The following is a 25,589-nucleotide window of genomic DNA, read 5'->3' on the forward strand; positions in this document are numbered from 1 at the left end:
ACATGCCTCGACGCCGCTGTGAACTCACCGACGAGCAATACGAACGTATCGAGCCTCTTCTTCCAGAAGTCGAAAGCATTTGCGGAGCGCATTCTGTCCGTGCCCAATGTCACTGTTACAAAAGGTGCAAGGCCACTTCCCTCTTTGTACAGGGCCCTCGTGCCAAATGGATTTGCTCCCGGGACAGGCCGGCTAGGGGGGACAGGCTCGATGCCTCTGAAGTAGTGGGGGCGGTCCTACCGGAGAGGCCCCAAATGTCCGATCCGGTGGAACGCGCCGCTCGCGGGCGCCGACGGGCAGTGGGGGCGCCCTGGCCCTACTCGTCCGCCGAAGACGCCCCGTGGGCGGAGGCGGGCACCGCCAGAACGGGCCCGTCGGACGCCCGGATGACGGCCTCGGTCACGCTCCCGAGCATGACGCGGCGCAGTCCAGACAGGCCTTTCGTTCCCATTACGGTCAGGGTGTCCCGGTGGCCCGTGGCCTCCACGACGGTGCTGGTGGTCTGCCCTCGGTGGACGAGATAGGACACCGACACGCCCGTTTCTTCGATCGGCGCCCCCAGCGATTGAAGCGCCTCCTCTGCCCGTTGCTCGGCCGCGCGGGCCCGCACCGCGGAGGCGTTCACCTCGTAGACGGACGGCATGGTCGGGTCCTCCACGACGTGCACGAGCGTCACCGGGACGTCGTAGAGGGGCGCAAGCTGGGCCACGTGCCGCAGGGCCACCTCCGTGAGATCGGAAAAGTCGACCGGTGCGACGATCTGCTCCACCGCAAAGCGGGGGTCCTCATCCGCAGAGCCGGAGGCGTCATCCGCCTCGCCCGTGGACCCGGACGCCCCGCCGGCCTCTCGCTGTCGGACCGTCAGGACCGGGCAGGGCGCCGTGCGGAGCACCTCCTCCGCCACGCTGCCGACGATGAGCCGCCGGGCGCCGCGGCGTCCCTCGGTCCCGGTCACGATGAGGTCGGCGTCGATCTCTTCGGCCTTCTCCACGAGCAGGGGCGCCGGGGACACGCCCCGCACCGCGTGGCACACGACTCGGTCCTCGGCTGGGGAACGGTCGTGCGGGGCAAGCGACGCGTGGCACCGTTCCTCGAACCGGTCCTGCAGCTCGTCGTCCGGGGGCGCCTTTCCGCCCTCAAACAGCACGCCCTCGGCCGTTCGGTCCACGTACATCAGATGGAGGGTGGCTCCGGTCCGGGCGGCAAGGTCCACCGCGTGGGCCAGGGCGCGGCTGGAGGAGGGGGAGAAGTCATGGGCAACCAGAAGCGTTTGAAACACGGGCTCGGAAGCGGTGACGACTGAGAACGACGGAGGGTCGCGAGGGCCCCTGCGGCGGCCTTGGGGCGCCTGCATCAGGACGCGTGCGGGGGGCTGCCCGCTGCCGGACCGACCGATGGCGGGACGGCCGGCGATGGGGCCCGTTGAGTGCTGCATTCGGGCGGTACGGTTGCAGCGCGTGGCGACCGCCTCGTTCCCCTCCGGACATTTCTCCAACGTGAACGTTGCCGTCTGGTGCGAAAATGTCCTCCTCAGATCGAATGGGTTCTGCCCCTTGCGCGTGACGCGACGAGAGACGCCGATGGTGCAGAGAAGAGCCGCAGGAGCGGTGCCTGTCCAGCGTCCGGCGGCCCCCGAAAGAAAGGCGGGCCGACGGGGCGGGGGGCTGGCGCAGGGCGTTCCCGGGGCCCTCCCCGCATGCCGGGCATGCGCCCCCGTCCGGTTTTCCCGCCCCGGTCTCGTTCTCGTGCAGCGGGCATCTAAAAACGACTCGTGCCGGACGGACCCGCTCCCGTCACGGGGCGGCGACGATGGCGTCCCCGCAGTGGCCAGAAGGTCACTCTCGCATGATTATTGCACCTATGACGGCAGCACCTTCGGCGTGACGGTCTTTTCGACACGACGGTGCCCTCTGCGTGATGCGACATCCCGAGCACATGGCGTGTAGTGCCCTTGGCGGATTGAGGGCAACAGGGCCGGCGGAGAGCGCAAATGCGCACGCTTTTCCGCTTGGGGGCCGTCCCGCCCGGAGAGGCCGCTCGTTCGATAGCACATGCCTCCCCTGACAGATTTTTGTCATGAGCGACCTGGCCTGGCCCCCGTTCTCAATCCTTCGGCCCGAGGGGGAGGAGCTGTCCGGCGAGCAGCAGTCGGACGTGCAGGCCTACCGCCTGCTCGGTCTTCTGGGGGCCGTGGTGGTGCCAGTGTTTGGCGTCCTTCTCGCGGCCCCCGATCCCCAGGCGACCGACCCAATGTGGGCCCGCCTCGGGCTGTCGGCCCTTCTCGTCGGACTGGTCGGGGCGTCCTACGCGTCAGGTGCGGTCCGGCGCCGGTTTGCGGTGTGGGCAAGGGGCGCATGCTATATTCTCATGGCGTGGTACTGCTCGGTGGCCACGCTCAACGGGTTTGCCGGGAGCTACGACATGGGACTTGTGCTCCTCTACGGCATTCTTCCGTTTGCCGTAGCCATCGGGGCCCCGTCCATGAGGCCCGTCTGGTGGTTTTTGGGGGGTGGGCTTCTGGCCGGCACGGCGGGGGCGGCGTTCGGCCCCGTCCGTGCCGCCGAGGCGCTGCCCACGGTCGGGGGACTGGCGACGGTCGCCTTCGTGGAAGGGGTGGTTATTTGGAGCCAACTCGACGCCCGCGAGCGGCTGGAGCGCCAGAACGATCTGTTCAGGCGGGCCCAGAAGCTCGCCAACATCGGCGCGTGGGAGTATGAGGTCTCGTCCGGGGAGGTCTTCTGGACCCGGCAGGTGCGGGAGATCCACGGCCTCCCGCAAGGCTACGAGCCGACCGCAGAGGAGGCGATCGCGGCGTACCATCCCGAAGACCAGCCTGTCATTCAAGGGATGATCGAGCGTGCCGTTGAGGAGGAAGTGCCCTTCGACCGAGAGTTGCGGCTCGGCGGGGAGGCGTTGCCGGTCGGGCACGAGCAGAGAGAGGGGCGGTGGGTGCGGGCCCGCGGGACGCCCCAGATCGAAGCGGGAGAAGTCACCAGCGTCCGGGGCACGTTTCAGGACATCACCGAGCGAAAGGCGCGGGAGCACGTCCTAGAAAACGAGCGGGAGGCGCTGCGGTCGATGTACCGCATCACGGCCGATCGGGAGGCAGGCTTCGAAGAGAAGGCACGGCGCCTCATCGACCTGGGGCGGGAGCACCTGGGGCTTCCGTACGGCTTTCTGACGCGCATTACGGACGAGACGCAGGAGATCGTTTTTGCCTCGGGCACCCATCCACTTCTTCAGCCGGGGGAGAGCTGCCCGTTGTCCCGGTCGTACTGCCGGAACACGATTCAAAAAGAACGCTCGCTGGTCGTGCAGGACGCCGTCGCCGAGGGCTGGGCCGGCGACCCGGCGCATCAGACGTTTGAACTCGGGGCGTACGTTGGGGCGCAGATCATTATGGAGGGGGAGCTCTACGGCACGTTTTGCTTCGCGGCCGAGGAACCTCGAGAACAGGCATTTGCCGGGCGCGAGCGCGTCTTTGTGGAGCTGATGGCGCAGTGGGCCAGCTACGAGCTGGGGCAGCGCCGCGCCAAGGCCCAACTCAAGCGCCAGAACGCCCGGCTCGATAGCTTCGCGGGCCTGGTGGCCCACGACCTCCGGAACCCGCTGAACGTGGCGACGGGACGCCTCCGTCTGGCCCGTGAGGAGCGGGCCCCGGAGAAGACCCGGAGTCACCTGGCGGCGGTGGACCGATCCCTAAGCCGCATGGACGAGATTATCGAGGACGTGCTGACCCTGACCTGGGGCGGGCAGGACATCGGCCCGGAGGAGCTATCGACGCATGGCCTGGCGGCCATGGCCGAGGCGAGCTGGGACCAGGTCGGTACGGACCAGGTCGGTACGGACCAGGTCGGTACGGACCAGGACGGTGCAGACCAGGGCAGCGCCGAAGGGGCAACCCTCCAGTTCGAGGGGGCGTGCCGGCTACGGTGCAGCGCGGAGCGGGTCCGGCGACTGTTGGAGAATCTGTTCCGCAACGCCATTGAGCACGGAGGGGACACCGTAACCGTGCGGGTCGGGGCACTGAGTGATGGGTTTTACGTGGAGGACGACGGGGCGGGCTTTTCCGGGGACGACCCCGAGGCGGTTTTCGAGGCGGGCTATTCCTCCAGCGACGAGGGGACGGGGCTGGGCCTTTCCATCGTGGAGTCCATCGCGAAGGCGCACGGGTGGAGCCTCTCGGCCACCCAAAGCGAGGCGGGGGGCGCGCGGTTCGAGGTCACAGGGGTCGACGTTGAGGCCGTAGGCAGTGCGCACTCGTAGAGAGCGCACCCGCAGAAACCGCACCCGCAGAAACCGCACCCGCCGGGGCAGGCCTGCTTTCGGATCTGGTCGTTTCTGCCTGTCCAACTGGTCCCATCCGCTCCGGCCGAAGGTTCGGCTGGGCCCCGAGGGTTCGTTGTGCCGTACTGGTTTGATTTACACGCCGAGACAAAAGTAAAACGACAAAGCAAGAGACGAATCCTACATTCGCGAAGGAGGTTTGGGTTGAAAACAGCGTAATGCTTCGCCGGAGGAAAATATGACATGTTTATGTGGCCACCGCCTCTTGGTAAACCCGTCTATTTAATATACATCTCGGTGTTCGGGGGGGCGGCCCTGTCCTGCCTGCTCGGGGCGTGGCGGGCCCAGCGGATTGCGGGTTCGGACGTACGCCGCGGGTTGGTTGCCCTGCTGTCCACGAGCGGCCTCTGGGCCGTTGCGCACGTCGGAATGCTTCTCGCCCCGGGCCTGCAGTGGAAAACCGTCTTTTACGAGGCCGGGCTCGTCGTCGGGTTCGGCACGGTCTGGGCCTGGGGCTGGCTCTGCTCCGCCTACAGCGGGCGCAGGCTGCACCGGCGCCGAATGGTTCAAGGAATTGCTCTCGTCGTGTTTGTGGTGGTGACGCTCACAAAGTTGACCAACGCCTGGCACGGGCTGTACTTCGCGGCCGGGTGGCACACCACCCCGTTTGCTCATCTCCAGATCGACCACCGAACGCTTTACTGGATCACCGCCGCTCTGTCTTACACCTTGGCGGCAGTCGGCTTCTTCATGGTCGCCGAGCCGTTGCGGCGCGTTCAGGTTGGGGCCGGGCAGCTGGCGGGCCTGTTCGGGCTGACGGCCCTTCCGCTCATCGCGAACGGGCTGGGGTACCTTAGCCCCGCACTGCTGGACGTGAGTCACGAGCCGGTCGGCGTGGCGGCGTTTGCGATCGGCGTGCTGTTTGTTTACCAGGATCGGTTTGAAGAGACGGGCCGGACGGGCACTCAGGCAAATCCGGCCTTAGTGCTCTCCAAGGGGGGACGGCTGCGAAACTACAACGAGGCGGCCGCCACGCTCTTTCCGGCCTTGGCGGAAGAGAGCGCCGTCGGCCGACGCCTTTCGGATCTCCTTCCGGAGGTGGCGGAGGCGATTGCGGAGGGGGCGGAGCCCCTCCAGGTCGACGAGAGCGGGACCGCCCGATACTTCCGCCTGTCCCAAAGCAGGTACGGGCGGGGCGGAGGGCGGCAGGTGGTCCTAAAAGACGTGACCGAGCGTGTGCTGCGGCGCCGGGTCCGGGAGCAGGAGCACCGCTTTCTGGCCGAGGCGGTGGGGCAGGCCCGGGAGGCCGTACTGGTCACGGAGGCCGGGCCGCTCGACGAGCCCGGGCCCCGGATTGTCTACGCCAACGAGGCCTTCGAGGCGATGACCGGCTACCGGGAGGCAGAGGTGCTCGGCCGAACGCCCCGCGTCTTGCAGGGCCCAGAGACCGACGAGGCAGTGCTCGGCTCGCTCCGCGCAGCCCTGGAGGCGGGGGAGCACTGGCAGGGGGAGACGGTCAACTACCGGAAGGACGGAACGCCGTACGTGGTGCAGTGGAACGTGGCCCCAGTGACAGGGGAAGGGGGAGAGATTCAGCACTGGGTCTCCGTCCAGCGGGACGTGACCGAGGAGCGAGAGCAAGAGGAACAGCTCCGCAGGCAGAAGGGCCTCCTGGAGCAAACCCAGCGGCTGGCGGGGGCGTGGGAGGTTGATGTGGAGACCGGAGAAGGGACCGGGTCGGAGGCGTTCTACCAAATCTTGGAGATGGAGGGCGAACCGGCACTCACCGCGGAGAAGGGATTCCAGTTTTTTGCTCCCGAGGCGCGCCCGCAGGTCAGGGAGGCGTTTGAGCGCTGTGTGGAGACGGGAACGCCCTATGACCTGGAGCTCCCGGTCGTCACCGCGGAGGGACACCGCCGGTGGGTCCGCACCGTGGGGGGCCCGTCCGAGACGTCCGAGGGGGAGGTGACAAAAGTAGCCGGGGCCCTCCAGGACATTACCCCGCGGAAGGAAACCGAGGAGAAGCTTCGGCGCAGCCGCGAGCAGCTGTCGATGGCCGTGGAGGGGGGCAACGTGGGCACTTGGAACTGGGACCTGGAGACCGACGAGGTGATTTTTAACCGGCGGTGGGCCGAAATGCTGGGCTACTCCCGTGAGGAGTTGGACTTCGATTTCAGCACCTGGGAGGCGCTAGTGCATCCGGAGGACCTGCCCCGTGCCCTCCAGATGCTGGAGACCTACATCGAGGGAGATGCCGGCACCTACGACCCGGAAATCCGAATGCGAACGAAGTCCGGCGGCTGGAAGTGGATCCAGACGATCGGCAGGGTGGTCGAGCGGGATGGGGAGGGCGCCGTCACCCGCGCCGCGGGCATCCACCTCGACATCGACGAGCGCAAGCGGGCCGAGGCCGAGCTCCAGCGCAGCCGCGAGCGCTACCGGTCGCTGTTCGAAGACTCCTCCAGCGCCATCCTGGTCCACGACCTGGAGGGCCGGATCCAGGAGGCCAACCCGCAGGCCGAGTCGCTCTTCGGTCGCAGTACAGGCGCGCTTGAGGGCCTGTCGGTACGCGACCTCCACCCGTCAGGAGAAAGCGAGGTCGCCACGGAAAAACGGGCTGCCCTCCGGGACGGAGCGGCGTACCAGGCCGTTGCCCGGTACGAACGGGCCGACGGATCGGCGTTTTGGGGCGAGGTCTCCGCCAGCGTAACCGAAATTGGGGGCCGGGCCGTGGCGCGCACCCTGATCCAAGACGTGACCGAGCGGGTACGGAGCCGCAAAAAGCTTGAGCACTACCGGGAGTACACCGATCGCCTGCTCGACGCGATCGACGATCTGTTCCTCGTGTTCGACGAGGAGGCCAAGCTTACGCGCTGGAACGACCGCGTTGTGGAGGTCACCGGCTACGCCGATGAAGCCCTTGGGGGCATGGAGGCCCTCGGCTTCGTCCCCGAAGAGGAGCGGGAGCGGGTCGCATCCCAGATTGCCGACGGGTTCATGACCGGCCATGCAAAGATGGACATCCCGCTCCGCCGCGCGGACGGGACCACGGTGCCCTACGAGATTGCGGGAAACCTGGTCGACCGCCCCGGGGAGGGGTTCCGGGTGGTGTGTATCGGCCGGGACATCACTGCGCGAAGGCGACGAAAGCAGCGCCTGGAGCGGCAAAACGACCTCTTTGAGCGGGCGCAGGAGATTGCCAATGTGGGCGCCTGGGAGTACGACGTGCGGAAGGAGAGAAGCGTGCTGACGGACCAGGCATGCCGCATCCACGGGATTTCGCCGGACCGCGACCTGACCCCGGAGCAAAGTCTGGCGTTTTACCACCCGGACGACCGGGATGCGGTCGCAGCGGCGTTCCGGAGGGCCGTCGAGGAGGGCGTGCCCTACGACATGGAGGTTCGCCTGATGACCCAGGAAGGGGAGGAGCGGTGGGTCCGCACCCGCGGGGAGCCGCAACTCGACACCAGTGCGGCCGAGGCCGCGAATGGAGATGCCTCGAAGGGGCAGGACAGCTCGCAGGGCGAGATCGTCCGGGTGCGGGGGACGGTCCAGGACATCACCGAGCGCAGGGAGCGCCGCCGGGAGCTGGAGCAGGCCGACACGATGTTTCGGGGCGCCCAGGATGCTCTGTTCCTGATCGACGTCGACCACGCCGGCGGCGAGCCGTCGTTTGCGATTGAGAAGCTCAATCCCGCCTACGAGGAGGCCACCGGGATGTCCGCAGCGTCCGTTCGGGGGAAAACGCCAGTGGAAGCCATTGGAGACGAGGCCGGCCGGTTTCGGAAGGCACGGTACCAGAAGTGCCTCGACCAGGAGAAGCCCCTCGAATACGAAGAAGAGATTCCCCTGGAGGGGGAAATGACCTACTGGGAGACCCGAATCACGCCGGTCTTGGTGGGGGGAACGGCCGAGAAAATCGTCGGCTCTACCCGCGAGGTGACCGGCCGCAAGCAGCGGGAGCAGTTTCGCCGCCAGCGGCGCCAGAAGGTCGAGGCCCTCTACGAGGCCACCAACCAGTTGCTTCGGGCCGAGGGCAAGGAGGCCGTGGGGGCGCTGCTCGTGGACCTCGTCGACGAAACGTTCGACTTCGCGGGCACGGCCGTCCGCTTCGCGAAAGACGGCCGGCTGGTCCCCACCAGCGTCTCCCCTGCGCTCCAGGCGCACATGCCGGAGCGCCAGTCCTATAATTTTGACGAAGAGACGCCCGTGGCCGAATCGTACCGGACGGGTCAGACCCAGGTCTACCACAACCTCCGAGAGGGAGACAGCGCAGTGAACCGGGGGGATATTCGGGCGGCGGCCTACGTGCCGATGGGCCGCCACGGCACCCTCTCGGTGGGCAGTCGCCGGGTTGGAGGAATTGACTCTTTTGACCGCCGCCTCGTCGAAGTGATAGCCGACTACGCCACCCTGGTGCTCGGTCGCGTGGATCGGGAAGCGGTTCTCCGCGGGGCGAAAGAGGAGGCCGAACGGGCCCGCCAAGAGGCGGAGGCGGCAAGCCAGGCGAAGTCCGTCTTCCTGGCGAACATGAGCCACGAGATCCGCACGCCGCTGACCTCCATCCTCGGCTTTGCGGAGGCCATCGGGGAGGAGGTCGGCGGGGACGACCAGACCGAGAAGACCGACCGGTCGGACGTGGACCTGCCGGCGCTCCGTCAGTTTGCCGCCCTGATCGAAAGCAGCGGAGAGCGCCTCATGAACACGCTCACCGGTGTGCTCAACCTTTCGAAGCTGGAGGCCGGTGAGATGAACCTTGCCCCCGAGCCGGTTGACCTGGCCGCGGAGGCCGAGAAGGCCGTTCAGGAGTTCGACCCGCAGGCGCGAGACGCCGGGGTTGACCTGGCGGCGGAGGGAGGCCAAGACGCAGTCTGGGCCCGGGCCGACGAGGGCGGCGTGCAGATCGTGCTCCGCAATCTCTTGAGCAACGCCGTTAAGTACACGGGAGAGGGCGGTGCGGTGCGAGTTTCTGCCCGGACGGACGGGAAACAGGACGCCGTGCTGGAGGTGGTGGACACCGGCATTGGGATGGACCCGGCCCAGGTGGAGGATCTGTTCGAGCCGTTCCGTCAGGAGTCCGAGGGCCTGGCCCGGGAGTACGAGGGCACTGGGCTGGGCCTGGCGGTGACCTGGAAGGCCCTCCAGCAGATGGAGGGGGGCGTCGAGGTGGAGACCGAAAAGGGCGAGGGCACCTGCTTCACGGTCCGGCTTCCGGCGGCACGTGTGGAGAACGGCCTAGACGAGCCCTGAGTCGTGCGCCGGACACAGAACAGCGCACACAGAACAGCGCACACAGAACAGCGCACACAGAACAGCGCACACAGAACAGTGCGCGGAGGGCGTCGCATGGTGCACCGTTGCGGACGGCCGTCCAGAGGGGGTGGCACAGGAGACACGCCCATCGGCAACATCCGGGACGTCGCTCCTCCTCGACCAGGCCTTCGGGCCCGCCTCCAGGCCCCAGCGGGGCAGGCCCGGGCCTCGGGGATTACTCTGAATCCGTCTCTCCGGATGCCGTGCCTGCAAACTGAGACGGGAGTTGAGAGTAGAACACATCGTCCCGCTTCTCCTCTTCTTTGTGCACCGACGCCATGACCATTGCGCTGATTGTTGTCTTGGGAGGGATTGTGGCCGTCCTCTTCTTCCTGGTGATGATTGCCCGGCTCAGTACCGAGGAGGAAAAGAGAGCGCCTCGGAAACGCGACGAGGGGATTCTGAGGGAGGTGCTCACCGGATTTGTCGTTGGCATTGCGCTGCCCGCAATCGTCTTCCTCTCCTTTTTCCTGTTCTTCGCCGGGTGATTTTCGATGCCCGGGCCGACGACGGGGGCTCACGTAGGGACCGGGGCCTCCAGCGGCGCGGCCGCCGACGCCGTGCTGCCGACGCGGTGCCGGGCGGAGGCGCCGGGCAATCCATCTTCGCAAACGCACTGCCCGGCCGACGCGTCCCGGGCGGGAGCGCAGCGCCCGAGGGGGGGTGATTACGCGGTGCGGGGCGCCGTCACCGCACCGACGAGAAGCACCGCGGCGGCAAGGCCATAGCCGACGAGCGTGCCCGGCGGGGCGTGCGCGACGCCCCCGAAATCGAGCGCGGCCTGCCGGCTGGCGAGCCCAACGTACCAGAGCACGAGGTAGACGATTTCGAAGAGGCGGGGCGTGCCGGACAGGCGCCCGGCGGCGAGGCCGAGCGCGGGGACGAACAAGACCCCCACCAGCGCCCGCCAATGGCCGCCCAGCAAAAGCGGGCCGGCCAGTAGCGCCAGGGGCACCGCGGCCCCCACCGCCCACGCCGCCACGCGCTGGGCACGGGGATAGGGCGAGGAGGCCACCAGCGGCGCGGTGCGCGTGGCCGTCTCGCGCACCCCGAGGTCCGACCAGAGCGGCAGGGGCCAGAGCCACGCGACGACGAGGAGGCCGGTGCTTCCCGGGACCCACAGCCCCGCCCCGACCAGGACCAGGGCGCCCACCTGCCAGGTCCCGGACCGCCGCCGCAGGGCCCGCCGACACTCCACCGCGAAGAGGCCGAACGGCCGGAGGGCAACAAGGGCCGAGAGGGACCCAAGCAGGGACCAAGGGGCCGACTCCGCAGGGCCCGGTGCATCGGGGCGTCCCTCAGGCCCCGAAGAATGTCCTGCGGTCGGAGGCCCGGCCGTAGCAGGGGGCTCAGTAGAGGTCGCTTCGGTTTTCGGCGTGGACGTGTTGGGGCCGGGCAATGCTGATCGCAGGGTCGCCCGCCAGCTTGGGCTCGGGTCGAAGCGGTCAAACGGGAGCGCGGCCCCTGCAGCCAGCGCTCCGCCGGCCAGGACGAGTCCGGCGCGGCGCGCAAGGAGGTCGGCCGTAACGGCGACGCCGTCCCACTGAACGGTCTTTAGCTGCTCGGCGGGGGCCCGGTAGTATCCGAAACTAAACATTGCCCCCGGGTCGGCCTCCGGATACTGCGCAAGCACGGCCTGGCTCATGCTGTCGTGAATCACGCCCATGCCCAGCAGGTCCACCGGTGCGGCGCCGAGGACCGGTGCGACGGTCGCCGCCACGGCGCCGAAGAAGTAGAGAATGCCGCCCACGGTCCCCCCAAGACCGGGCAGGCACTCAAAGGCGAGCGCAACGGCCGTCACGACGGCCGCCGTGGGCACCACGAACAGAAGGAACGGCGTTAGGAGCGGGGCAGGGGCGGGGAGGCCCTCGCCTCGTAGCACGAACAGGACCGCCAGGCTCACGGCCATGCTGCCGGCCAGAACCAGGAGAAACAACGTGCCGCTCGTCCATTTGCCGAGCAGATACGTCACCGAGCGAACGGGAGACGCGGCCACGAGCGGCGCCGTGCGCCCCTGCCGCTCGCGGGAGAGGGCGCCGCGGACGAGGTAGAAGCCGAAGAGAGTGAGGAGAAAGGCCGCCGTAAGCGACAAGACCGTGCCCATCCAGGCGGCATTCGCGGCCCCTCGGTACGAGCGATCCACGAGGGTGAGCTCGATCCGGCCGGCCAGAACCAGGTGGCCGAGATAAACGCAGGCCGCCACCATCATCAGGAGGCGGCGGTCCCGGAGGCGCGTCCGCAGGTCGGACAGGGCGGTGTGGAGCCAGGCGCGAAGGGCACTACTCATCGAGGCGAGGTGGGGCCGCTCAAAAGCGAGAGATAGGCGTCTTCGAGGGTCGGCTCGGCGGGGGTGGCCTCCGCGCTCGGGGGCTGCTCGGCCACCGCGTGGACGCGGACGCCGCCTGGGCCGCGAGTCGCCTTCGTCACCCGATACGCGTCGCGGACACGGCCCAGCTCATCGTGCCCGACGACCCACTCCCAGACGCGGTCGCGCACCCGGTCGATGAGCGCCTCCGGGGCGGCGGTGGCGGCGAGGCGGCCGTCGTGCATGATGGCAAGGCGGCTGGCCGTGGCTTCCACGTCCGACACGATGTGGGTGGAGAGGAGCACCACGCGCTCCTCGGCCAGGTCGGTCAGCAGGGCGCGGAAGCGGGCCCGTTCCTCCGGATCGAGGCCGACCGTCGGCTCGTCGGCCACCAGCAGGTCGGGGTCGTTCAGCAGGGCGCAGGCAATGCCCACCCGCTGGATCATGCCCCCCGAGAACCCGCCCAGCCGGCGGCCTCGGGCCTCCTCCAACCTGGCGGTCTCCAGAAGCGCGTCGATCCGGGGGCGTGCGGCGCCGCTCGGCACGCCCTTCAGGGCAGCCATGTGGTGCAGAAACTCCTCGGCGGTCAGCTCGGGGTAGACCCCAAAGTCCTGAGGCAGGTAGCCCAGCGTCCGCCGCATGGCGACGGGCCGGTCCACGATGTCGGTGCCGTTCCAACGGAGGGTGCCCGCCGTGGGCGTCGTGATCGTCGCTATGAGCCGCATGAGTGTCGACTTGCCGGCCCCGTTGGGGCCCAGCAGCCCGATGAGGCCCTCCGACACCGTGAGGGAGACGTCCCGGACGGCCTCGGTGCCGTCGCCGTAGGTCTTCGACACGTCGTCGATCTGGAGCTCCATGCGGAACGGGGGGCTGAGAAAGAGAGGGAAACCAGGGCCCGGTTCGCGCACCCAACCGGCGACGGGAGTCACTCGGCGGGGGAACCCCTCCGCCACGATCCCCCGGTGCACCCCAATGCAGGCGCGTCAGCTCAGAATTGTCGGTCTAGCGGCATCGCGTAGAGGGGCACGCGCGGTCCGCCGGAGCGTTCGGGGGGCGTCGCTGAGCCGGTTGGACTGTGCGACGAGTGGGGCCGAGGGGGGATCCTTCGGACACGGATCCCGAACGAAAGGGGGGCTTCGGCCTAGAGATGAAACGCGCCGGCCTGCTTGAGATCGAGACCGAAAGGGAACCCGTCCCCTCTGAGTGCCTGCGGTCGCCATTCAAGGCCGAACGACTCTCTGCCCCTCGGCATATGGGACACGAAGACCAACAAAAGAGCCCGCCCCAACGCGTTGAGGGCCGACCGGTCGCCCCAGTGACTTCGATGCGTCGGATACGTCTACGGGCGTGTCCGCACCCGTCGGTCCATCGACGCCCGTCTACCGGTGTCCGCCCGATCCGCCGGCACCTGGTTACTGGAGCCCATCGACATCGGATTGACTTCTCCCCCGGCTGAAGCGCGGGGGATTCTTCCTCACGGAAAAGAATTTCTGTTTCAAAAGACCAGCCTTGACCATTCGCTTGCTCCCACCGACAGTTTTCCGGTTTAGCAGAGGCGGACCAAGGTGTTACGTGTCCTCCGCAGACATTAGCACCTTCCGGTGCTCCCGTCAGCCCGACGGTACAGATGCTCTTTAGCTGTGTTGCCCTTGGTTATCGGTACAACATTAGGTGGGACTTGAAGGCGACTCTGCTGTTTCGCTAGGCTTGCGAGAGAGTCCCCGAACCGACAGGTTCATATCTCCCAAGGAGCGACAGCTCCATAAATCCAGGAGTTTTACTGCTCTCTCGCGCTCACTCAATACTATAAATCCACGCTTGCATGAACGAGCAGGAGACAACCCTTCGGCGCGCCTGGTCTTGGGCCTCAAGAATAGGGGGCGCGGCCCTGATGCTCTTTCTGATTGGGGTCCTGGCCTGGGTGTTCGCTCCTCCGGGCGGAGGGTGGCTTCCGGCCGGCGGAGCGGCGATCGGCGGGCTCATCGGATGGAAAAGCCCCACGTCCGGATCAGACGTCACGTCCGGCTCAGGCAGGATCGACGCTGGGCTCACCTACGCCGTGCGGGGAGCCGCGCTGGGCCTGCTTGTCCTGTTCCTCTACCAGAGCGTGTGCATGTCCCCCCCGAAGGAGCCGGACGGGCAAGAGCCGGAGCGGGAGACCCTCGCCCCGGCCCGGCCGTTGCCCTCCACTGAGAGCGCCCGGCCCCTGGGGGCCGGTCGGGGCCCCACCGAGACCGACAGTGTGGGGCCGGGCCCCCGCCTGAAGGAGATTCGGCTTGGAGGGGCCTCAGATTAGAGGGGGTCCACCTCGCCGAGCCAAGCCCTTTACTCCGCCGCCCGGCGCGCATCCGCTGCGCCATCGGCCGTGGTGCGCAGGTGGGCGATGTGCCCCGGCCTCACCTCGCAGCACCCGCCGACGATGTCGGCACCGGCGCTCAGCCAGTCTTCGACGTGCCTGCCGTAGGCCTCGGGAGCAAAGTCCTCGCGCCGGTCGGGCCCGGCATCCGAGTCCAGCGCGTCCGCGCGCTCGTCGAAGCCGTCCGGAATGTGGGTGAACGCGTTGGCGTAAGCGCCGACTGCCCGGTCGGTCAGCTGGCGGAGGACCGGCACGGCCGCCGAGATGCTTTCGGGATGGGAGCAGTTCAGCAGCACGCCCGCCACCGGAAGCCCCGACAGCGCCTCGACCGCCTCCTCAAGGGACTCGCCGTTGCGAAGGCGCGGCTCGGCGTCCTCCGGCGACGACGGGTCTGCAATTGTGTACGAGACCAGCACCGGAAGGCCGGTCGACGCGGCCCCTCGGGCCGCCGCCCGGGCCTCGCCCGGGGTCGACATGGTCTCACAGAGGAAGAGGTCGACGTGGGGGGCCAGGTAGCCGGCCTGCTCGCGGTACTGGGGTTCGATCTCGCCCGCCTCGCCCACCAGGTCGGGCCGGTAACTCCCCCGAATCGGGGGCAGCGATCCCGCAATGAGGGCGTCGCGGCCGACCGCCGCCCGTGCGCGCTCCGCCAGGCGGCCCGCCTCTCGGTTGAGCGCCTCCGCCCGCCCGTCTAGTCCAGCCTCCGAGAGGCGCTCCGGGGGCGTGGCGTAGGTGTTGGTGGTGATCACGTCTGCGCCTGCACGCAGGTACTCTTCGTGCACCTCCTGCACCAGGTCGGGGGCTTCGGTCAGGGCATTGGCGGACCAGAGTGACGGCTCTGTGCTTGGCATGCCCCGGCGGATGAGCTCCTGGCCCAGGCCGCCGTCGAGCAGCACGGGGCCGCCGGAGAGTCGCGTCGAAAGATCGCGCATGACGAGAGACGGTCCGTATCGAAAGATTGGTCACCCGGTCGGGAAAAGGCCGTCCGGGCAGGCGCGTTCGGAGGGGTCGCGGTCCCTGAGGCCACCGCATCGTTCGGTTGATCGAACCTCGGGCGGCCCCACGAAGGGCGGTCGCTCCGGCGCGATTTCCACCGTGGAGCCTATCTGTGTCTTGCCCCCAGGGCGCTTGTTGCGATTTGCCTTGGAGCAGGCGAAGGCTGGCCTGCAGGTCCAATGTCGTTTATCCCCGCTGTGCTGCAGGGCGTGGAATTACGCTTCAGAAGTCCGGAGATGGATTCCTGAATTCCCGGGCACTGGTGTTTTCCAAGGAAAGGTACTTGCAGTGGATGCGGAAAGACAGGCGCTCCTTCAGAGGACCGGCGTCTTCGCAATCCCTGTCTTTTAGTTTCCGTATTTCTCGTCCGCGTATTCTCCGTCTACGTACTGATCATCCGTGTACTGATTGTCCGTGTGTTGACCGCTTGCGTGTCTCTTGACTTGTCCTGGGTCCGCTGGAGGTCCTCCATCCCCCGGATTGCCTTCTCCTGGCGTTTCTTCTGGAGGACCGTGGCATTCGGGTCCTCTTTTAGGAGGATTGCATGAGGAAGAAGGCGCGCCTTCAGCAAATCTCGGCACGCTGCCGATGGTCATGATTGCCGGCGCGGCGTAGGCACTCTTCTTGAGCATGTCCCGCCTTGACATTGACGGCCCTTCGCTCTCGTTTTCGTGGGCGGGCGGGGATTGGTCGGGCTTCTCGTTCGTGTTTTCAGGGCGTTCGGGGGCGTCGCGTCCGCGGGGCATGGCGTCGAATGGGTGGCTTCGGGGGTGGGGGATGCGGCAAGAGCCACATGGTACTACTTAAGACCTTCGGAAAAGATAATTGTTCTTTCTGACGGTCTTCCTGAAGTCCATATCCCGATACGTATTTTGATCACCCCAGCACGGGCGCCAACAGCCCGCCAATGTCGGTCTGCCCGTCGTGGCGCAGCCGAAAGGAGGAGACTCGGCCGGCCAGCCGAGACAGTTCCCGCACCGCCTCTCCCCGGTGGCGGCTTGCGTTTTGGCAGCTTTCTACGAGTGATACCGCGGCTTCGGGGGCGGCTTGCTCTTCGACCCCCGCCGGGCGGTCCGCCTCGAAAGCCGGAAAGAAAACGGCCTCCGGCCGGACGGGCGCGTTTTGAAGACGGCCGGCCTCCAGGTCCACGTGCGTCTTTGGAAGCCCGGACGGCCCTTCCTCCAGGGACTGGTTCTCGCCGGGCTGGCGGTACGCGATCGTCACTGGAAGGGGGACGACCCGGCCCGTGTCGGGGTCGTACGGCGTGAGGTCGTCGGACACGTGCGTCCATCCGGAGCGACAGAGGTCCGCAATCGTCGTGCTTTTTCCACCGCCGGATGGCCCGGCCACCAGGACGGCGGTTCCGTTTCGGGCTGCCGCCCCGGCGTGAAGCCAGATCAGGTCCCGGCGCGCTTCCATGAACCGGAGTAGAACCGTGCGCTTCAGGTGCTGCACTGCGGCTGTGAGCGGGCGTGCCTCGCCGCCCCGTGCCTGCGGGGACCGGACGGAGACCCCGTCGCCCGCCTCCTCCGCGGTAAGCACGTCGACGGTCTCGGCGCCCGTCTCCCTGCCGATCAGGCCGTGGAACAGGCGGCGCACGGCTCGCTCGAATCTCGGCGTGGTGGTCTTCACTTTCACCTGGTGGCTCCCAAACACAACGTTCAGCGTCGTTGCCCCCGGTCCATCGGCCTGGTCGCCGCGGCTCACCGCCGTGCCGCCGTCGGCGGTCGGATCAGGGCGATGGACGAACAGGAGGTCCTGGTCGCTCAAATGAGAAACGACTTGTCGTAGACCGTCGGGGGACGTGGGCGAGGGGATGTCGGCACGATCACTGACCCTCCGGTCGATCTTTTGGAGGGGCGTGTTGCCGTCACAGTGCTCCCAGACCTCTCGTGCGAGGGCGGTTACCGCAAAGACCTGGTCCCGCCCCAAGTCGTGCAGGACGGCACCGCCTGTGACGCGGTGGGCCTCCACCGACGGATTGCGGAGGAGAATGTCTTCGTCTCGTATCATGTCGTCGTTCAGGGGCTTTTGCGTCTTGATGCCCGCCTGCGGGCCGCCCAACTGACACGAGGCGTGGCGGCCGGCGTTCTCCTCCCCGGTGAAGTGCTGAGTGCCCGCGGCCCTGCTGGGGCCAGACCGAACCGGGGGGAAGACATCGACACGGAAGGGGCCCCAGAATGGGGCAGAGAAGAGGCCCACGACCTGCCTCGCGTGGGCGGGAGGCCGTCCCTCGTGTGGGGGAACCGGCAGCCGGGCCCTTCCCGCACGGCCTGGCGGCGAAGGCCAGGGCACTGGTCCCCAGCTCAGCTGCTCATAACGACCGCCGTCCCCAGGTCGCCCCGCCGAACATCGGATGGCACATTGAATGGCGATCGCCGCGGGCGTGAACGAGCCGCTTCCGCTCAACGCGCCCCCTTCTCTCGTTGAAATTCCGTTGCATCCCTCGGTTTCAAGGAAGAGGGTGTAACAACCGACCGGTGCCAAGCCGCTTGGGCCATGCACGTTCTGCGCAAAACCTCACACATCTCGCCAATGCTCCGCTTCTTCTCGTCCGTCTGGTCGCGCTCGCTTCTGTGCCTCTTTCTGCTGGCCGCCGTTGCGTCGACATGCGGCATCGCTCCTGCTCTCGCCCAGGAAAACGGAGCCCCCCGTGACGAAACGCTCTTTGGAAGCGTCCAGTCCAGCGGGGGCTACGGCGCCCCGACGGTCGCTCTGACGACCCTGAACGGCGAGACAGCCGCCATGGTCGGTGGGCAGGGCGGCTGGGTGCTCAACCGGCGCTTTGTGGTTGGGGGCGCCCTGCGCGGCATCGCCCCGCGCCCGGACGTCACGTTGCAGGGCCGCTCGTCGAGCGCCCCCGAGTCGGCGCAGGTGCAGCTGGGATACGCGGGCCTGCTTCTCGAATACATCGGCGCCTCGTCCAATCTCCTCCACTACGGCGGCACGCTCGTCGTCGGCGGGGGAAATGTGGAGCTCGTCGGCGATCAAGGCTTCCGGGCCGGCCCGTCGGTCTCGGACGACAGCGTCGAGCGGTCCGCGGTGTTTGCCGCGGAGGTGGGGGCCCGCGCCGAGCTCAACGTGACCCGCTTCTTTCGAATCGGGCTCAGCGGGGGATACCGTCTCGTCTCAGGCGCCGCCCTCGAGAAGGCGGCCGTATCGGACGGCGACCTCAGCGCCCCGTACGGCCAGCTCTCGCTTCGTTTCGGGAGCTTCTGAGGGGGGCGTGATTCCGCAATCTTTTGCGGGCCCTCCTGGCGCGGGCCCTTTGGGGGAGCAGGGCCGGCCCCCAACTCCGTTCCAAAGCAAAAGTAGATCGAGGAGGGGGATGGACGTCCGGGCGTGAGGCCTCGGGCCAGGCCCACGGGCCTTCCGGCCGCAACAATCTCCTTGCTCGTGTGGCCGTGTGCCTCAGCGGCAATACGTGCATCAACTCGGGCACTGGAACGAGTGAACTGGTCTGATCTTTTGCAAAACGACCCGTCACGGCTTGCACGTACACCCTGTATCATTCGAATCAAAACTGTCTCTCACAGAGAGGCACTCGTGGAGGCGTGCGCGTCTCCACCCGGCGGGCCGTGCGTGTTGGGCCTTCGATTCAGGGGCGATCCACTGCGCTGACAGCCAATTCGAGTCCGCCATGAGCCAACTTGAGTATCTCGTCGCCCTCATCTCGATCATCGTTGGGCTCGGGCTGACGGACCTGGCCCAGAGCGTCCGGGAATTGATCCGCCCGGGCTACACCGTGAAGTGGGACGGGCTCCCCCTCGCCTGGTCGGTGTTTGTGTTTCTCATGACCATCCTCCTCTGGTGGCAGGGATTCGCTGCCCTGAAGGAGCCGGACATCGGGGGCGGGGCGGGTCCCTTCTTCCTGTCGTTCTTGCTGTATTTCCTCATCCTGTACCTCTGCTGCGCGTTTGCGCTTCCGGACCCGGATTGGGAGAGGGCTTCCGTCGGCTCCGGGCCGGCAGGGGCGACCAACCCAACAGGCCCCGCCGAACGCGGGGTAGACCTGGAGGCCTTCTACTTCTCGACTGGGCACCGGAGGTGGTTTTTCGGGCTCCTGATCGGGTTCTGGGTGGCGCTCATGGTTGCGGATCAGCTCACGTTCGAATCGGGCGGTCCGGCCCAGCGCCTGCGGTCGGCCCTGCCAGTTGTGGGGCTGTGCGCGATCACGGCGATTCCCATTCTGACAGACCGCCGGTGGGCACACTGGGTCGTGGTGACGGTGTTGGGGGGGCTGGTTGGTGCGCAAGCGGTCAGGGACATCCTTCTTTGAGCAGAGGCTCTGGCGCGGCCCCTGTCGGTCAGCATGCGGAGCGAATCGCCCTCCGTCGTCACGGCGGTGACGTAAATGCGGTGTTGAACGAAGTCGGCAGGGAGAACGCGGCCCCCTGGACGCGGCTGTGCAAAGCTCGTTTTGGCGCCGAGCAGGCCGGCCAGAAGTCCGAAGGCGAGAATTGCGACGGGCCGCCGCGGGAACGAGACGGAGAAGCAGCGCACGGTTGCGTGAACGAGCGCAATGAGCAGAGTGCGATCGTGCAACGCCGTCCGGGACGCGCGCCGTCTGGGAAACGAGCCCCGACATCGCGATCCCCTGTTCGGCATCGCAGTCCCCTGTATACTCCGGCACAGGTCCGGTTGCCCCCTGATCGACGAACGGCCTCGGTGCGTCGACGAACGTCCAGTCCGCATCGACGAACACGGGGCGGGGCAACCTGAACCGCGCCGTCATGCGTCGCCGCCGCCGGACGCCCAGGGCGCGGCGCCGCCGGGTCGTGCGGTGCGAAAAGAAAGCGGGCCGCTCCAGAGCGGCAGCGTGACGGCCATGCCCCTCTGGGCCTTTGTTCGAAGGGCCCTGAAACGACAGTCATCGGGCGCAGCCTGGATGGGGCGCCGGAAGGGGACGAAACGGGGGCCGCGCCCGAGACCTAAATGGAACGATTCGTCCCGTCTGGTCATGGCCCCGAACCCGTTCGGGAGGGTCGCCCCCCCTTCCTCGCAGGTCTTCTTTCGGAGCGTCTTTTGATAGCATGCCCAACCCATCGGTGCCCCACTGCTACTTGAAAGCGCGGGTTCTCGTCCTCGCCGTGTCGGCCGCGTCGCTACTGGGCCTGTCGGCGGGGGCGGCACGGGCACAACCCGGGCCCGCCGAGATTGGGAAGCAGGTGCCCGGCTTCGAGATCGAGGCGCTCCGAGACTCGGGGCGCGCCATCACGCCCTCCGATTTCGAGGGCCGGTACGTGCTGCTCAACCTCTGGGCCACATGGTGCGCGCCCTGCATTGAAAAACTCCCCGCTCTCCGGGAGGCGCGGCGGCGCTACTCGCCGGAACGGCTCGCCATCCTGAACGTCTCGTTCGACCGGTCTCGGCCCAAGGCGACGGCGTTTTTGGAGAAGCGCGAGATGCCGGGGCGGCACGCACATGCGAGCGGGGGCCTCATGGGCGAATTTGGAGACAAGTTCGCCCGGATGCCGACCGAGTCGGCCTCGATGCAAATGCGAGGGCTTCCCAACATGACCCTCATCGGGCCGAAGGGAAAGGTTGCCGACATAGCAGCTGGAGAGTCGGCCGACCTCCTCGAGATGTTGAGCGAACGTCTCGGGCGTTGAGCGGGCACCTGTCAGGTCGCCGCCCCGAACGCCCCTCGATCGTGCTCCCGGGCCCTCCCCCCCGCTCGGAGGCCCGCCGCCTCGCCCCGGATCCCGCTCGGCCCGACCCCGAAGCGCCCGTCGTCAGAACTGGAGCGTTACCGAGAGGCCCACCTGCTCCCCCCGAGGGCCGCCGGCGGTTGGCGTGACGCGAGCCCGAAGGCCGTGCGTCCTGTTGTATTCTCGGGCCGCCGTTCCTGCCGTGGCGGTGTCGTAGATGCCGCTGCCAAGTACGGCGGCTGCCCCAATGAGGAGCCATTCCAGGCCATCGAAAGTCGGCGCCTCACTGACGCCCTGCTGATTCTGCGCCGATTCGGCCGCGCTGATCGCCACCAGGGCCGTTCCGGTACGGATTCCGATCCCGACCCACGCCTGCGAGTGGTTCTCCGCGTAGAAGTGGCCGAAGGCCGGCCCGACGAAAAGCCCGGCCCCGTAGGCGGGCGCAAGGAGCAGGGTGCCCCCGAGCGACAGGGCCACGGCCCGCCCGGGGCGTTTCGGCGAGGTGGCGGCGGCCTTCTGAGGGGGGCGATGGGGCTCCGGTTGGGGATGTGCTGCCGGTCGGGAGGCCGTGTCCCGATCAGTGGGGCCGGTCGGCTGGCCGTGGATGAGAGGGCCGTGGATGGGGCGGGCCCGGACGGACTGGCCCTGGGCGGCCTGTCCCGACAGGAACGCGGCAACGAGAAGAAGGCAAAGGCAGATCGAATGGACGTAGCGCATCGGTCGTTGGTTGCGTGTGGACCGGTGTTGAGAACATGCGCTCCCATGATCGGACCCGCCCGGGCGGAAAAACCGGACACGGGTCCGGAGAACGGGGACTTGTCCGCTCGGTCCGGGGGACGTGTCCGCTCAGTTGCGAGGGGCGCGCCGACGTTGACCCCGAGGCCTTCAATACCGCCGCAACACCGGACCGGCGGGTCCCCTCCTGCTTGAAAGCGTGGGCCCGACAGAACCGACTTCACCAAGCAATGCGGGGGACGGCGCAGGTCCCGCCAGCCGTCGGCGGCCTCGACTGGCCACCTGGACGTGGGCCGCCGGACTGCCTGCAGGGGGCAGTGCTCCCGCGCTCCTGCGGCAGGCGACAAGACTGACTTAAGGCCTAAACCTTTGAGGCCGATAACGTGAAGCAGAGGTCAAACCCTAGTCTTCAGGTCACATGTCTTGTCTCCCAACGTCATGAGCAGTACCACAGCGTCCAGGGGCAAAGAAGGGGTGGTCTCCAAAGCATTGTACAGTATTGGGGCGCTCGCCACGGCACTGGAAACGGCAACCCCGGATTTTCTACGTCGCCGTTTTGGGCTTAGGGTCCTTCTGGCAGGGCCGCTCTGTTCGGTGATCGGGTTCCCGTTCGCCGCCGCGTATCTGATCGAGAACGCCCACCTTTCCTTTGTCGTCGCCGGGGGCGGTGTGGCCGTGACTGGATTCATGGTCTACGCCGAGATGTACTGGCTGCTCCGGAAGATGAACGAGAAGGTTATCGAGATCGAGGGTAGGACTCACGACATATCCTTCGACTACGAGCGGCTTGACAGAATCGGGGTCATCTTCGAAACCTTCGAGGGGGTGGCGAGGGACCTGGGAGATTCAATAGAAGAGGCGAATGCCGCCCAGAGGCGAGCCGAAAAAGAGGCCGAGCAGGCCCGGGAGGCCGAGCAGAAGGCAGCCGAGCGGAAAGAGCGTCTTCAGGACGGCGTCGACACGATGCTGAAGGCGACCGACCGCCTAGCTGAGGGAGACCTGACGCCCCGACTTCCCGAGGGGCAGGGTGGAGCAATCGGCCGCCTGTTTGAGGGCTTCAACGAGGCGGCAGAGACGATGGGCCAGGCGATGGGAGAGGTCCGCAGGGCGATAAAGTCTGTCGCCTCAGCGGCGGAGGAAATCAGCAGTTCCTCCGACCAGATGGCCGCCAGCGCGGAGGAGCAATCCGCCCAGGCCGAGGAGGTGGCCGCGGCCGTTGAGGAGCTCAACCAGACGATCGGGGAGAATGCCCGGAGCGTTCAGTCCGTCGCCGATTCGGCCAGCGACGGCAGCCAGCAGGCCCAGGACGGGCAAGATGTGGTTTTGGAGGCCACCGCGAAGATGGAGGAGATTGCGGAAGAGGTTCAAGAGACCGCCGATCGGATTGAGCGGCTGCAGGCCTCTAGTGAAGAGATCAGTCAGGTGGTGGAGACGATCGACGACATCGCAGGGCAGACGAATCTCCTTGCCCTGAACGCGGCGATTGAGGCTGCGCGAGCAGGGGGGGAGGGCGAGGGCACCGGGCAAGGGTTTGGTGTGGTTGCCGAGGAGGTCCGAGAGCTAGCGGAGGACACCGACCAGGCGACCTCTGAGATTGGCGAGATCATCGGGGAGGTGCAGTCCGAAATCAAAGAGGCCGTCGAGTCGGCCCGGCGCTCGCGGAGCAATGCGGAGGACGGCATCGATCTGGCCCGGAGGGCCAGCGGCAGGCTGGAAGAGATCGTGCGGTCCATCGAAGCGGTCGAGGCAAAAGCCGACGAGATCGCGGCGGCCTCCGAAGAGCAGTCCACCACGAGCGAGGAGATCGCCCGGAGCGTACAGTCGATCTCGACGGCGGCCCAGCAGTCGGCTGAGGGCGTCACGGACGTGTCAGATGTTTCAGAGCGCCTCCGGGAAGTCACCAGCACGCTGCAGCAGCGGGTCCGGGCGTTCGAGATCGAACGAGAGACAAGGCAGGGGCCGTCGAGCCCCAGTCCCGCGTCCGGCCCCGTCCCGCATCAGCAGGGAGATGGGGCGCGGAATGAGAAGCGGTAGGCTTCAGAAACGGACAAAAGCGCCCCCAGAACTTCCAGGCTTCAACCCCAAAGGCACAGACAGCAGAATGGCCACGCTTGTCAACTTTTTTCTTCCCGACTCGCTCCCTGAAGGCTCCTCCAAACGGGACTTGGGGTACCTGACGGTCACGATGACATCCATCATCGTGGCGGCTGCGATCTCATACTCGGCGATGTACTTCAGGTGGGAGTTCTACTCAGGGATCGCGGTTCTCTGGGGAAGTGCGGCAGTACTTTCGCTCGTGCCGATAGCGGTAAAAAGTGGAGCCCCGCCGTCTATGGGGGCAAAGCTCACGCCTACCATAATGCTGGTGCTGATCTCCCTGCTTGTGATGCTGGACGGGGGGCTTTCGTCAATCACGACGCCTTGGTTTATCGTCGCTCCACTCATGGCACTTCTTCTGACGGAGAAGTGGTTTGCGGGATTACTGGCCGGAATTACCGCCCTCGAGGTGATTCTGATTTACGTGCTACAGGCCACAGGAGCCGTCTCGTTTCCGGCAGGGATAGCCGAAGTGATGACGAGTGAAGCCAGGGCCACTTCATACGTAGGACTCGTCTTCGTCATCTTCGCCGTCGCTCAGGTTTTCAAAAGCAGGCAGGTGCGGGCGATGAAAGAGGCGAAGTCCGCCACCGAAGAGGCCAAGGCCCAGAAGCAAGAGACCGAAGAAATGGCCGAGCGGCTTAAACGCCAGAAGGACTCTGTTGAAGAACGGGTCGAAGAAGCAACACAAGAACTCCAGGCACAGAAGGACGCCCTGTCGGAGCACGCGGGACAGATGCTTAAAGCCATGAACCGGTTTGCTGATGGGGACTTGAGCGTGCGGGTCCGTACCGACCGGGACGACGAGATTGGCGACCTCTTCGACGGGTTCAATCAAGCGGTCGGCAGCGTCCAACAGATCCTCAGTGACGTGAAGGAGGCAACCCGACAAACCGCCTCCACGGCGGATCAAATCAGTTCGTCGTCCGACCAGATGGCCGCCAGCGCGGAGGAGCAGTCCGCCCAGTCTGAGGAGGTCGCCGCGGCCGTCGAGGAGCTCAACCAGACGATCGGGGAGAACGCCAAAAGCGTTCAGTCGGTCGCCGAGGCGGCCGGCGAGGGCAGCCGCCAGGCCCGAAACGGGCAGGAAGTGGTCTCGGAGGCCACCGCGAAGATCAAAGAGATTGCGGCCGATGTGCAGGACACGGCCGAAACCATTGGCCGCCTCCAGGACTCCAGCGAGCAGATCAGCACGGTGGTCGAGACGATTGACGAGATCGCCGGCCAGACAAACCTATTGGCCCTAAACGCAGCCATCGAAGCGGCGCGGGCCGGCGGGGACGAGTCCGGTGCCGAGACCGGACAGGGGTTTGCCGTGGTTGCCGAGGAGGTGCGGGAGCTCGCAGACGAGACCGACCAGGCCACCTCCGAGATCTCTAGTATCATCGGGGAGGTGCAGTCGGAAATCGACGAAGCCGTGGAGGCGGCGCGGCGAAGCAGTTCGAACGCCAAAGACGGAATTGACCTGTCCGAGAAGGCGAGCGAGACCCTCGGCGAGATCGTCTCTTCCATCGAGCGGGTTGAGCAGAAAGCCGACGAGATCGCGGCGGCCTCCGAAGAGCAGTCTACCACCAGCGAGGAGATCGCCCAGAGCGTGCAGTCGATCTCGACGGCGGCCCAGCAGTCGGCGGCAGGGGTCACTCAGGTCTCCGACGTCGCTGGTGAGCTGGAGAGCGTCACCGGGAAGCTGAAACGGCGCCTCCAGCGGTTCACCGTCGATGAAGAGGGCAGGGGTCCAGGAGAGGCGGAGAGGGGCGAGACGGCTGGCCCGGCGGGGTCGGGCCGAACCGGAGCGGTGTCGGGGGGACGGCCGCTCGGGGACGGTGCGCAGGCTGCCTAGAGATAGACG

15 protein-coding genes are annotated in these 25,589 nt (G+C 67.0%); 9 read left to right on the plus strand and 6 right to left on the minus strand.

The features are described from left to right. Positions 1 to 316 precede the first annotated feature (316 nt). Complete coding sequence (locus OJA40_RS08770) at positions 317 to 1,279, minus strand: universal stress protein (RefSeq protein ID WP_240332924.1); 963 nt, start codon at positions 1,277 to 1,279, stop codon at positions 317 to 319. Positions 1,280 to 2,076: 797 nt separating this feature from the next. On the opposite strand from OJA40_RS08770, the gene OJA40_RS08775 reads away from it, so the two are divergent. The 3 genes from OJA40_RS08775 (at position 2,077) to OJA40_RS08785 (ending at position 10,088) form a co-directional block, all read left to right on the plus strand. Then, positions 2,077 to 4,266 (plus strand): sensor histidine kinase, encoded by a 2,190-nt coding sequence (locus OJA40_RS08775; protein ID WP_263810356.1) that lies wholly within the window; start codon positions 2,077 to 2,079, stop codon positions 4,264 to 4,266. A 270-nt stretch (positions 4,267 to 4,536) separates the two neighbouring features. Continuing rightward, entirely contained in the window at positions 4,537 to 9,537 is a 5,001-nt protein-coding gene (locus OJA40_RS08780) for a PAS domain S-box protein (RefSeq protein WP_263810357.1), read from the plus strand. Between the two features lie 341 nt (positions 9,538 to 9,878). Then, the gene (locus OJA40_RS08785; protein ID WP_112902739.1) at positions 9,879 to 10,088 is read left to right on the plus strand and encodes a hypothetical protein; all 210 of its coding nucleotides are present in this window, start codon (positions 9,879 to 9,881) and stop codon (positions 10,086 to 10,088) included. A gap of 179 nt (positions 10,089 to 10,267) precedes the next feature. Here the strand turns inward: OJA40_RS08785 and OJA40_RS08790 are convergent, their stop codons facing one another. Next, positions 10,268 to 11,887 carry an ABC transporter permease gene (locus tag OJA40_RS08790; RefSeq protein WP_263810358.1) on the minus strand — a complete coding sequence of 540 codons (1,620 nt, stop codon included), beginning with the start codon at positions 11,885 to 11,887 and terminating at the stop codon, positions 10,268 to 10,270. Then, complete coding sequence (locus tag OJA40_RS08795; RefSeq protein ID WP_263810359.1) at positions 11,884 to 12,762, minus strand: ABC transporter ATP-binding protein; 879 nt, start codon at positions 12,760 to 12,762, stop codon at positions 11,884 to 11,886. The genes OJA40_RS08790 and OJA40_RS08795 overlap by 4 nt, the downstream gene beginning before the upstream one ends. A 1,034-nt stretch (positions 12,763 to 13,796) precedes the next feature. On the opposite strand from OJA40_RS08795, the gene OJA40_RS08800 reads away from it, so the two are divergent. Then, on the plus strand, positions 13,797 to 14,201 hold the full coding sequence (locus OJA40_RS08800) for a hypothetical protein (RefSeq protein ID WP_263810360.1): 405 nt from the start codon (positions 13,797 to 13,799) through the stop codon (positions 14,199 to 14,201). A gap of 29 nt (positions 14,202 to 14,230) precedes the next feature. Here OJA40_RS08800 and OJA40_RS08805 read toward each other — a convergent pair whose 3' ends face one another. Together OJA40_RS08805 and OJA40_RS08810 are read right to left on the minus strand one after the other, a co-directional pair. Further along, complete coding sequence (locus tag OJA40_RS08805) at positions 14,231 to 15,193, minus strand: homocysteine S-methyltransferase family protein (RefSeq protein WP_263810361.1); 963 nt, start codon at positions 15,191 to 15,193, stop codon at positions 14,231 to 14,233. Positions 15,194 to 16,133: 940 nt separating this feature from the next. After that, positions 16,134 to 17,270, minus strand: coding sequence for a hypothetical protein (locus tag OJA40_RS08810; RefSeq protein WP_263810362.1), 1,137 nt, complete (start codon positions 17,268 to 17,270; stop codon positions 16,134 to 16,136). A 522-nt stretch (positions 17,271 to 17,792) separates the two neighbouring features. On the opposite strand from OJA40_RS08810, the gene OJA40_RS08815 reads away from it, so the two are divergent. The 3 genes from OJA40_RS08815 (at position 17,793) to OJA40_RS08825 (ending at position 20,869) form a co-directional block, all read left to right on the plus strand. Next, positions 17,793 to 18,476 (plus strand): hypothetical protein, encoded by a 684-nt coding sequence (locus OJA40_RS08815; RefSeq protein WP_259129234.1) that lies wholly within the window; start codon positions 17,793 to 17,795, stop codon positions 18,474 to 18,476. 421 nt (positions 18,477 to 18,897) lie between these two features. Continuing rightward, positions 18,898 to 19,536, plus strand: coding sequence for a hypothetical protein (locus OJA40_RS08820; RefSeq protein WP_263810364.1), 639 nt, complete (start codon positions 18,898 to 18,900; stop codon positions 19,534 to 19,536). A gap of 754 nt (positions 19,537 to 20,290) precedes the next feature. After that, positions 20,291 to 20,869, plus strand: coding sequence for a TlpA family protein disulfide reductase (locus OJA40_RS08825; protein ID WP_013060674.1), 579 nt, complete (start codon positions 20,291 to 20,293; stop codon positions 20,867 to 20,869). 123 nt (positions 20,870 to 20,992) lie between these two features. On the opposite strand, the gene OJA40_RS08830 is transcribed toward OJA40_RS08825, so the two are convergent. Continuing rightward, positions 20,993 to 21,625: a hypothetical protein gene (locus OJA40_RS08830; protein WP_118829851.1), complete on the minus strand. Its 633-nt coding sequence runs from the start codon at positions 21,623 to 21,625 to the stop codon at positions 20,993 to 20,995. A gap of 456 nt (positions 21,626 to 22,081) precedes the next feature. Here OJA40_RS08830 and OJA40_RS08835 point away from each other — a divergent pair, with 456 nt between their 5' ends. Together OJA40_RS08835 and OJA40_RS08840 are read left to right on the plus strand one after the other, a co-directional pair. Then, positions 22,082 to 23,677 (plus strand): methyl-accepting chemotaxis protein, encoded by a 1,596-nt coding sequence (locus tag OJA40_RS08835; protein ID WP_263810366.1) that lies wholly within the window; start codon positions 22,082 to 22,084, stop codon positions 23,675 to 23,677. Then, complete coding sequence (locus tag OJA40_RS08840) at positions 23,664 to 25,580, plus strand: methyl-accepting chemotaxis protein (RefSeq protein ID WP_263810368.1); 1,917 nt, start codon at positions 23,664 to 23,666, stop codon at positions 25,578 to 25,580. Before OJA40_RS08835 ends, OJA40_RS08840 begins: the two co-directional genes overlap by 14 nt. Positions 25,581 to 25,589: the final 9 nt, after the last annotated feature.

Origin of the sequence: Salinibacter pepae, from assembly GCF_947077775.1 — a bacterium.
In the GTDB taxonomy this organism is placed as follows: Bacteria; Bacteroidota; Rhodothermia; order Rhodothermales; family Salinibacteraceae; genus Salinibacter; species Salinibacter pepae.